The organism is Pseudoalteromonas sp. MMG022 (assembly GCF_021654245.1).
Taxonomy (GTDB): Bacteria; Pseudomonadota; Gammaproteobacteria; order Enterobacterales; family Alteromonadaceae; genus Pseudoalteromonas; species Pseudoalteromonas amylolytica.
The window spans coordinates 312981-322156 of record NZ_JAKFZQ010000004.1 but is presented as its reverse complement, the minus strand read 5'-3'; the positions used below and the strand labels follow the sequence as shown (position 1 = coordinate 322156).

Below are 9176 nucleotides of genomic sequence, written 5' to 3'. Positions count from 1 at the left end.
TTAACATCATTGACTTTTATCTACGATAACTTTGAAGGGCTCATCTATTTCGCTTGGGTGCTTTGCTGTAGCGCACTGTTGAGTATGATGCTCTGCTCAACCAAAACGCCTTCTGCTAGGGAAAGTAACCCTTAACAGCCTACGAGAAACATTGAATAGCTCACACGGTGTGCTTGGGTGGCAGTACCCTATACTTTCCGTCTCCCCTTTCTTATCAAAGCGCTATCTTTTTGAGTTAATGGCAAATTTATAATAATTTTCAGTTTTTTTCTTTGTGTGGAGATTTTTCCACACACTGTATTAGACAATGTAAACATCAAGTAACCAAAGGTTAAATAAAATCATGTATGGAACGAGATTTTTAAGTGATGTTAAAGCAAATGCACACGCAGCGCAGGGATTTGATGATGTGGTGTTGTACAAAAAAGACAAGCAGGCGGTTTACATTAAACATGTGTTTATGAGTAAGCTACCAGCCAAAGTCAAGCCTGATATGAGCGCCCAACATATTGAATTTATTAAACAGTTAGACACGCTCAACCTACGCTGCTACGTACTTGTTCATGTAAAAAATAAATTGTCGGGGCAATACGATTTAGCATTCTTTTTAGATGATTACGAAGCGATTCAGGGAGTGAGTAAAGAGCTCGCTATGCAAAGAGTTATGCCTTTAGCATCGGCAACACATTTAATCGATACAATTTTGCTGTGAGGGACCTACGATGAGAAACAATATGGCAATGAGACACGCGCAAGTAGAGCGCTTTAAAGCTGAATTGCAGATCAGTATTCGCAACCTACGTAAAGAACGAGGGCTAACACAAAGACAGCTAGCCACGATTTTAGGCGTTGACCAAGCAACCATCAGTAACTTTGAAAGTGGTAAAACCGTTATGAGTATCACTCAGGCATACGAGTTGGTACTGGTATTTGGTAAGGACTTTTCAAACCCAACGCTGGCACTCGCTCCTGGCTACTAGTGATAAAAAATAGACGACTTGCTGGTAGCGAAGGCTCAACCTGTCGCTGTCAAAATGGATGCGCATCCTAAGAGTTTGACCAACCTACGTGTTTTAATCGCCCGCAATGGGTGAGTTTATTGAACTTCAAAGCTATTAAAATTTTCATCTATACGTCTCGTTCACCGATTGCCATAAAATATTTTATATTGAAACCCCGTAGGCTCACGTAACACTATTTGTTAAAGTCATGAGATTCTGAAATAAATTCAGAATGACAAAACCACGATTCTGAAACACGTTCAGAATGACGAGACTAATTAGGGTGATGAGACTCTGAAACACGCTCAGAATGACAAGACCAGTCAGAGGTGCTTAAGTGAACGATATGAGCTGACTTACAAGGCTTGGGTTAGCGTGTACGACATCGCCAGCTTGTTTATCAGCTCATATATAAACCGCTCGTTCAAAGTGCCGAGACTTCCTGAGCTATCTCATTTTTGACCTTGTCCACCAGCTCATTGAGGTTACTGCAATCCATCACCCAGTCAAAGTCTACATAAATGCCGGCTTTCTCTTCGAGCAGTTCGCAAAACTCTACAACATCAATTGAGTCCAGCCCCAGCAATGATATATCCAGCTTCATGTGTTCTTCGTTAAAGTCTTTGGTTACAAAACGCGTGCCCCAGCTCATCACGAGGTCTTTAATTTGACGTGTTTCCATTTTAAATTCCTTGCCTATCTAACATCCACTTGGCCACTAAACTCAGCTGACCGCTCATAAACTGCTCCCGACATGTCTGGCGGCGTATCTTGCCACTAGAGGTCATAGGTATTGTCGAGGGCTGCACCAATGCAATGCCATAAACCGGTATTGCAAACTCTTGATATACCGCTTTTCTAATGCTTTCAATCACTTCATCGTAGTCCGCACTTTTCACGTGGGTGCGTTCCACTTCATGAATAAGGATCAGGCGCTCTTTGTTGTTGTCATAAATTGATACCGCTGCACAGCGCTCATTTCTAAGTGCATCATGGGCGTTGTAGCTACATAGCTCTACATCTTGTGGGTAAATATTTCTGCCATTAAAAATCAGCAAATCTTTTACCCGGCCGGTAATAAACAGATTTTCTCCGTCGCTAAAACCCAAATCGCCGGTATTGAGATAACACTTACCACTGTCATCATCCGCCAGACAGTTTTGAAACGCCTCTCTGGTCGCGCCTTCGTTGTCCCAATACCCTATTGCGTTACATGGGCTGTGTAGCCATATTTCTCCAACTTGCATATTGGGTAGCTTGGTTTTACGCGCTCCATCTACAATGGCGATAGAGTCTTCAATCAACGGCACACCAGAAGAGACTATCGTTATGCTATCTGTCGACTCCCCTAGTACAGGCTCTATCTTGCTACATTCATAAGAGTGCCTGTCGACTGTTAAATACACAGGCGCTTGCGTTTTAGTGGCGCCACTGATGATTAAGGTAGACTCGGCCGTGCCATAACAAGGGTAGAAGGCACTGGCTTTAAAACCACAACTAGCAAATGCTTGCGTAAACTTTTTAAGTGTTTGTGCGCGAACAGGTTCTGCGCCATTAAAGGCCACTTCCCAACAGCTTAAATCCAGTGTTTGTTTATCTTCATCACTGATACGCTCAACGCACAGCTCATAGGCAAAGTTAGGCGCCCCGCTCACCCTCACTTTATGTTTAGAAATGGCTTTTAACCAACGCAGTGGCTTTTGCAAAAAGGCGTTTGGTGCCATAAATATAAACGGCTGGCCGATATAAATGGCTTGTAGAAAATTACCAATCAAGCCCATGTCATGATACAGCGGCAGCCAAGACAAATACGTAGACGGCCCGTTATTTCTAAAGCCTTTTTTAAGAATGATCTGGTTCTCAATCAGGTTATCATGGGTCAACGTTACACCTTTTGGTAAGCCCGTTGAGCCTGAAGTGTATTGCAAAAACGCAATATCACTGCCTGATATATTTTGTGGCGCTTTGGGGGCTGATTGCATCAAGAGTTCATGTAACACAATATGCAACTGTGTCTGCGTTAGATATCGCTGCGCATTTTGTGCAATTCTGTCATACGCTTTTTCATAAGTGATCACCCATTTAGCACCAGCGCTGTTGGTGATTTTTTCTATTTTTTCCCAATCGCTGGCACGCCTGCTTGGCACCGGTAAAGGAATTGAAATCACTCCAGCATACAAACATCCCAAAAAGGCCACCGCAAATTCATAAGACGATTGATACAACAACACCACGCGAGCGCCTTTGGTGATTTGCTGCTTATCCAGCCCGGCGGCAAATTTCATAGCCTGAGTATGAAACTCCCCATAGCTCATAGGCGGCTGTTCTGTTTCTCCATCGCTAAGAAACAACAGCGCTGTGTCGTCACGTTTCTCTAACGCGAGTGTTGACAATATCTGTACAAAGTTAGGTAAGCCATCGCTGGCGGGTTTGTAAGCTTGTAGGTCAAGCTCATCGGTTAGTATTTCCATCGTTCTCGTTCCATTTATTCATAGCCGCACGTCCTTTGCCAACCCAACTACACATGTTCACTACAGAGCTGGTTGGAGTGTGTTTGCTATTGCTTTAAAGTTGCTTACTACTGCGCTTTTTACTTGCTCATTGAAAAAATCAACCACCTTCATACGTAACTCCGCGCTCGCAACCATGTTGTTATCTTTAAATATTTGCGCCTCACACAGTGCAAAACCTCGGCTAAAACTTAATAGCTCCACCTCACAGGTGAGTTTATCTCCTGGCACCACATAATTAACAAACTTACTGTGAGAGACCGCCGCAAGGATTGCCATGTGACTAAAATCAGACTTATACAGCACCAAATTCCCAGCCGATTGCGCCATCATTTCAATAAGCAGAACCCCTGGCACAATCGCAAAGCCCGGAAAATGCTCATCTAAAATTGGCGACTGGTTGGGTATTTCAATCTCGCTTTTTAGTTGCTTAGTTTGTCTATCACTTACATCAATGCGCTGTAAAAACTTAAAACGTTCAAAGTTCATCTATGCTCTTCTCTTATAAAGTGGCATCCCGAAGCGAACACGCTTCGGGATGCCAAGCGTTAACGTAGTCGTTTAAGTGAACTTTGACTGAAGTCGCTATCACTCAAGCCCTCACGAAACTGATAGTTATAAAACTCCAGTACCGTTGATTTACCACTTTGGTGGTTAACCATCTTCGCATTATCAGGACGCCAAAACCCTTCGATGTACTTGTTATAACCGCTGTAAGTCAAAGTCTTGAGCAGCGTATCTTTACGATCATAAAACTCAATTTTTTGAATGCGATAGGCTTCTTTGTCTATCCACACAATGCGTCGTTTATACCCTGAGTTTTCGTCTACCGGAAACTGCTCAATCTTGTGGCTTTGTAGGCCATTGGCTTCTTCTTCGCCTAAATAGTTGTAGGTATACTTTTGTACTTCAAACGAACTTAAATCTTCATAAGCAAACTCAGAACCCATAAATGGTCCCGATTTATTGCTCGAAGAAATGCGTTTTACGCGTTTAAGTGCGGGTAAATACAACCACTGATCATCGGCCCCCACTGGGTGAGAAAAGCTCAAAAACGCCGTGCCTTTGAGGTCATACGGCTCCACAAATACCGTGAGGCTTTTATCACCGTCAGACAATTGCTCCAGCGTATTGAAGGTGATCTTACGAATACTTTCTTGGCCCTCGGTATTGCGCAAAATCATTTTGATTTCAGAGCTGCTATCACCCCAGCCCGTATCGCGAGATTTATACTCTTTGGAGATCTCTAGTCCTTTTTGTGCGCCTTCCATTGCCAGCACACCCTGAGCGCACAGCATCACGGCCGATAGTAAGGTGCAATGTGTTAGTTTTCTTAGATTTAACATGAGATTGTTTCCTTTCTTTTGTTATCTGATCAGCTTGCTTCTCGCTTCAGCGCTAAGTCACTTTGCTGCTCATCCCACTGGGCGTCCGTCTGATTTGCTTCGCTGCTTTTGCTTTTATCAATCGCCAATAACAGCGGCGGCAAGAACAGAAAATCAATGATGAGTGCAACCAGTAAGGTTATTGCCGTTAACAGGCCCATATCGGCATTGGTTTTAAAGCTAGAAATAGACAACACCGCAAAACCGACAACCAGTACAAAAGTGGTGATCCATAATGAGCGCCCAACGTTGCCAAAGGCGTAATAAATAGCCTGCTCTGGGGTCTCGCCACGCTCACGTCGGGCATGGAAATACTTACTTAAGAAGTGCACGGTATCATCCACCACTATCCCTAAGGTCATACTGGCAACCACTGCAAGTGCCACGCCCATTTGCCCATCCATTAAGCCCCAAATACCAAAACCAACTAATACTGGCGCAAGGTTAGGCAATAAGCTTATCAAGCCAAAACGCACGCTTCGCATTGCCAAACCTAATACAATCGAGATCACTATTAGCGCGATGGTGGTGCTGATCAGCAAGCTCTCAACACTGCTTTGGCCGATGTGCGCAAACATCAGACTGGGGCTGGCAATATCCATGCGGTACTGATTGCTGTTAGCGTCAGACCAAGCATGAATGCGTTGCTCTACGTCAATTAACTCACTGGTTGTAAGGTTTTTAAACGTCACAATTAAGCGTGTTGAAGATTTATCAATGTTGATCTGGCTGTTTAAATCTAGACCGTATGGCAAAGACAGCTCATACATTAGAACGTATTGCGCGGCGAGTTCACGCGACGTTGGTAAGGTATAGGCGCTGGGGTCATCACCATTCATATTGCGATTGACGCGTTTAATGGTATCGGTGATGGTACTCACGTGGTCTGTTTCAGGCTGCTGGCGTAGCCAGTCACTAAAATCAGACACAAATTTTAAGTACTGAGGTTCATAAATTCCGCTGCTTTGGCCTGAGTCTACCGACACCTCTAAAATGGTCATACCTGAGATATTTTCCTGCATAGTATCGGTCGCAGTTCTAAAAGGTACGGTTTCATCAAAGTATTTTACGTAGTCGTCATTCACTTCGTTGTTGGTAACATTCAGCGCAAGCACCACAGTAATCACACTCACCACTGGCAACAACACCTTTTTCTTGGCGATAATAAAACCCGCTAGTTTGTGCATATTATTCTGACTGTCGCTGATATCTTTGCTCACGCGCACAGGCAAAATAGACAGCATCGCAGGGAAAATCGTCATTGAGAAAATAAAGGCCAAGAAAATCCCCATCGCCACTAAATTACCCAAATCGCGATACGGTGGAGAATCTGAGAAGTTCATACATAAGAAGCCAATGGCCGTAGTCACTGTGGTTAGGAATATCGGTTGAAGATTAAGCTGTAAGCTCTTAGCAATAGCCGCTTTTTTCTCTGCGCCTTGGCGCATTTCGTAAAACATAGTGCTAAGAATGTGCACACAATCCGCCACCGCAAGCGTTAAGATCATAATCGGTGCGACCGATGATGGGCTGGTCAAATAGAAACCCAACCACCCCGCCAGCCCCATGGTGCTGGCAATACTGATAATGATCACGGTCACACTGGCAATCGTGCCGGTAATGGTTCTTAGTAATACGCCAATGGTGATGATCACCAATAGAAACATCAGTGGGATAAGCGTTGCGCTGTCGGCCATTGATGATTCGCTAAATGCGGTGTTCATCATTACCATGCCCGATAAATACACTTCAGTACCGGGGTTGTTTGCCAAGTATTGAGCTTTTAAATCACGCACAAATGCAGCAACTTCGGGCACTTCGGTAATTGGATTTACACCCGGCAAGCGCACTGTGACATTCACCACTGACACATGCCCCTGCTCAGACACCGCTTTGTTCACCAATTGCGGCTCATTTAGGGCTATTTCTTTGATGCGATTAAGGTCCGCAGCGGTTAGGTTTTGCACATCCGTGACGAGGTCTTCTACGACTAAATCGTCACCCTCGGCATAACTGTGTTGAAAGTTGGTGATAGAATCCACCCGTGTTGAATACGGTATTTGCCAACTTTGCTTGGTCAACTCTTGGATAGAAGCAAGGTGTTCTTTGCTGAACACATTACCGTCTTTAGGCACTATCAAAAAATACACGTTGTCGCTTTTGCTGTATATTTTTTGCATTGATTCATAAGCTTGTAACTGCGGATGCTCAGGCCCGAAGAAAACTCGGTAATCAGATTTAAAAAGCAGGTTTTTTGCCCCATTAGAGGCGAGAAAAGCCAGCCCTATTATTGCAACAAATACCCATATCGGGTGCTTTATTACAAAGTTAAAAATTTTATTCATCATAAACGAATTTCCTTTTATGTTTTCACGACTTATAAATATTTATGCCGATAGTGCTAACTGTTTCCGATAGCTTTTATCGACAACTTTTTTGTCCAATATCGGGCATCCATTAAAGCCAGCGAACTTTTCTAGTTCTTTGATTAGCAAAGAGAAGAATTCTTCTCTATCAAATTTCAAGTCCTCTAAATGTAAGCTCAATACTTCAAAACGCTGTTCACTGCGATGGGCTTTGCAATCCACACGGCCCACCAGCTGATCGCCAAACAAAATAGGCAAACAAAAGTAACCGTACTTTCTTTTATCTTGCGCAACGTAACACTCTATTTTGTAATCAAAGCCAAATAACTCACTGAGCCGTTCCCGATGGATAACCAAGTTGTCAAAAGGCGACAAAATCTTTACCTGGTTCTTACACGCTATGGGTTGTTCAAAGGTTTGAGTATCAACGTAAAGTTCTTTACCTTTGCCATGTTTGACGACGGTGATATCTCCGGCCTGAATATGATCATTGAGAAGCTGACGCATTGTTTCTCTAAGGGGTTTACCGGGTCGCAAATGCACCAGTTGCTTCCAATTAAATACACCATGGGCGCGTTTGGTGGTGTTAAACAAATACTCGGCGTATTCGCTAAGTGATGGTGTGCTCACATCCAGTGAACTAGGTAAACAACGCTCCGGTAAGTCATAGACTTTTTCCATACCGTTGCGCTTACATACCATGAGTTCACCACGCATAAATAGGTTTTCAACTGCCCGTTTACCCGGTCCATAGCTCCACCAACTGCCCTCAGAGCCACCTTTTTTATCGATGTCTCTCAGACGTAACGGGCCTTCTGATCTAACCTGCGCCAGTACGTCTTTCATCATCTTGGTTTGGGTACTTTGAAAATATCGGTTTTCACCATTGCGTATGCTGTTCATTTGTATCAGCGCATATCGATAGTCTTGCATTGGTAAATACGCTGCGGCGTGATACCAATATTCAAAAATACTTTGCTCTGTAATCAACTGATTGAGGTAGTCAGGATTGTAGCTGGGCACACGACTCCACAGCACATGATTGTGCGCGCGCTCAACAACGCTCAGCGTATCTATTTGCACATAGCCCAAATGCTCAATAACAAGTTTGGTCGCTTGCAAGCCATCATCTGGCTCTACCTCAGAAAGTAACCCTTGTTTGGCCAGCGTAATACGCCTTAGTTGCTCAAACGACTCCATATAACACTCCACATCCTCAGCGCTGTGAGCTTGCGCTAAGACAAGCCCACAGCTTTTACAACTAGCCTAATACGGGCTCAATAACATCAGGGGCAAACGCCGCCTTTGCCGATGGCTTAGACAGGTTATTAACCAAGTAATTATTTAGCTTCGCGAAAGGTTTTAAGTCCACTTTCGCGTGAACAACGTTGGTCAGTACTTCGCTTACAATAAGGTCGGCGATGGTAAAGTGGTTACCCACCAAGAACCCTGTTTTTCCAATAGCCTTTTCAAGCATGTTTAAACAGCGCATCACTTCGCCCTGCTCTTTGTCGGCAATTTTTGGGTCTCGGATACTTTCGTCGAACCAAGTTAGGTGTAGTGAAGCAACTTCAATATGGCTCTCCAGCTCAGTCATCGCCCAAACAGACCATTGCAGTAATACCGCTTCATCATGTACATCATCCACATAAAGGGTGTCTGCACCGTACTTTTTAGCCAGATAAAGACAGATTGGCACTGACTCAAACAGCACTAAACCCGCATCATCAATAACAGGAATACGGGCATTTGGATTGATTGCTCTAAACTGCTCAGAACCTGTTCCTTCACTACCGAGTTTGGTGAGTTCTTCTTGGTACGGTACGTTCATTTCCTCAAGCGCCCATCTAACACGGTTAGCTCTAGAATAGGGGTTACCATATAATTTAATCATCACAATTAATCCTTTATTTC

At 43.9% G+C, this 9176-nt stretch carries 9 protein-coding genes; 2 read left to right on the top strand and 7 right to left on the bottom strand.

Going from position 1 to position 9176, the window contains the following annotated elements:
- Positions 1-343 precede the first annotated feature (343 nt).
- Positions 344-712 (top strand): hypothetical protein, encoded by a 369-nt coding sequence (locus L1070_RS05875; RefSeq protein WP_070983333.1) that lies wholly within the window; start codon positions 344-346, stop codon positions 710-712.
- A 10-nt stretch (positions 713-722) separates the two neighbouring features.
- Entirely contained in the window at positions 723-980 is a 258-nt protein-coding gene (locus L1070_RS05870; protein WP_237124831.1) for a helix-turn-helix transcriptional regulator, read from the top strand.
- Between the two features lie 445 nt (positions 981-1425).
- Here L1070_RS05870 and L1070_RS05865 read toward each other — a convergent pair whose 3' ends face one another.
- The 7 genes from L1070_RS05865 to L1070_RS05835 all read right to left on the bottom strand — a co-directional run bounded on the left by L1070_RS05865 (position 1426) and on the right by L1070_RS05835 (position 9156).
- The gene (locus L1070_RS05865) at positions 1426-1683 is read right to left on the bottom strand and encodes an acyl carrier protein (RefSeq protein ID WP_237124830.1); all 258 of its coding nucleotides are present in this window, start codon (positions 1681-1683) and stop codon (positions 1426-1428) included.
- 1 nt (position 1684) lies between these two features.
- Positions 1685-3472: a fatty acyl-AMP ligase gene (locus L1070_RS05860; RefSeq protein ID WP_237124829.1), complete on the bottom strand. Its 1788-nt coding sequence runs from the start codon at positions 3470-3472 to the stop codon at positions 1685-1687.
- Between the two features lie 60 nt (positions 3473-3532).
- Positions 3533-4000, bottom strand: a complete 468-nt coding sequence (locus tag L1070_RS05855; RefSeq protein ID WP_237124828.1) for a hypothetical protein — start codon at positions 3998-4000, stop codon at positions 3533-3535.
- A gap of 59 nt (positions 4001-4059) precedes the next feature.
- Entirely contained in the window at positions 4060-4857 is a 798-nt protein-coding gene (locus L1070_RS05850) for an outer membrane lipoprotein-sorting protein (RefSeq protein WP_343221736.1), read from the bottom strand.
- Positions 4858-4886: 29 nt separating this feature from the next.
- Complete coding sequence (locus L1070_RS05845) at positions 4887-7244, bottom strand: MMPL family transporter (protein WP_237124827.1); 2358 nt, start codon at positions 7242-7244, stop codon at positions 4887-4889.
- A gap of 39 nt (positions 7245-7283) precedes the next feature.
- Positions 7284-8462 (bottom strand): crosslink repair DNA glycosylase YcaQ family protein, encoded by a 1179-nt coding sequence (locus L1070_RS05840; protein WP_237124826.1) that lies wholly within the window; start codon positions 8460-8462, stop codon positions 7284-7286.
- Positions 8463-8523: 61 nt separating this feature from the next.
- Entirely contained in the window at positions 8524-9156 is a 633-nt protein-coding gene (locus L1070_RS05835; protein ID WP_237124837.1) for a glutathione S-transferase family protein, read from the bottom strand.
- Between the last annotated feature and the right edge of the window lie 20 nt (positions 9157-9176).

Coding starts and splice junctions, on each gene's coding strand:
- L1070_RS05875 (WP_070983333.1), top strand. CDS start 344: ATGTATGGAACGAGATTTTTAAGTGATGTTAAAGCAAATGCACACGCA.
- L1070_RS05870 (WP_237124831.1), top strand. CDS start 723: ATGAGAAACAATATGGCAATGAGACACGCGCAAGTAGAGCGCTTTAAA.
- L1070_RS05865 (WP_237124830.1), bottom strand. CDS start 1,683: ATGGAAACACGTCAAATTAAAGACCTCGTGATGAGCTGGGGCACGCGT.
- L1070_RS05860 (WP_237124829.1), bottom strand. CDS start 3,472: ATGGAAATACTAACCGATGAGCTTGACCTACAAGCTTACAAACCCGCC.
- L1070_RS05855 (WP_237124828.1), bottom strand. CDS start 4,000: ATGAACTTTGAACGTTTTAAGTTTTTACAGCGCATTGATGTAAGTGAT.
- L1070_RS05850 (WP_343221736.1), bottom strand. CDS start 4,857: ATGTTAAATCTAAGAAAACTAACACATTGCACCTTACTATCGGCCGTG.
- L1070_RS05845 (WP_237124827.1), bottom strand. CDS start 7,244: ATGATGAATAAAATTTTTAACTTTGTAATAAAGCACCCGATATGGGTA.
- L1070_RS05840 (WP_237124826.1), bottom strand. CDS start 8,462: ATGGAGTCGTTTGAGCAACTAAGGCGTATTACGCTGGCCAAACAAGGG.
- L1070_RS05835 (WP_237124837.1), bottom strand. CDS start 9,156: ATGATTAAATTATATGGTAACCCCTATTCTAGAGCTAACCGTGTTAGA.